The 718-nt window shown below is 69.4% G+C and carries 1 protein-coding gene; it reads right to left on the bottom strand.

The annotated features are described in order from the left end of the window. Positions 1–241 precede the first annotated feature (241 nt). Positions 242–718, bottom strand: a 477-nt coding sequence (locus FUT87_RS23995; protein WP_310735319.1) for a C40 family peptidase, incomplete at its 5' end; no start/stop codon positions are given.

Raw genomic sequence — 718 nt, 5'->3', positions numbered from 1 at the left:
GACCAGCAGCACCAGCACGTGCAGCAGCACGGCCAGCAGCAGGGCCTGCCCCATCTGGTCGGGTGCTCGCAGCAGCGGTGTCGAGGCGGGATCGAGGACGGCGGACAAGGTGGATCGCGGCGGTCGGCGCTGGGGCGCAGCATAGCCGGGATCCCAAAGGCGCCGTGTCAGGGCTTGCCTTCGGGGAAGCGTCGTTGGGAGGTGGGGCGCAAGAACCGCCGCGACTGCGGCGGGTGCGGGCTCAGGTGCCCGCGTTGGCCTGGTTCAGGTCGGCGCGACGGGCGCCGGTGAAGCGCTTGGCCCAGTAGGCCTCGCGCATGTCCTCGACGCGGACCGCGCCGCCGACGCGCGGCGAGTGGATGAACTTGCCTTCGCCGACATAGATGCCGACATGCGAGAAGGTCGCGCGCATCGTGTTGAAGAAGACCAGGTCGCCCGGCTTCAGGTCTTCCTTCTTGATCGGGACCAGGCTGGACAGCTTGGCCTGCTCGTCGGCGCGGCGCGGCAGCACCAGGCCCACGCTCATCTCGAAGATGTGGCGGGTGAAGCCGCTGCAATCGAAGCCGTTGCTGACCGAGTTGCCGCCGCGCTTGTACGGCACGCCCAGGAAGTTCATCGCCGACAGGACCAGGTCGGAGGCCTTGTCGCGCACCTGGTTCAGCAGGCCTGGCGCGGCCGGATCGGCGCTCGGCGACATCTGCTGCGCCTGCGCGACGAT

It is taken from the genome of Mitsuaria sp. TWR114 (genome assembly GCF_007997345.1).
Note: the sequence above shows the minus strand (reverse complement) of the source record. Positions and strands in the feature narration are given on the sequence as shown.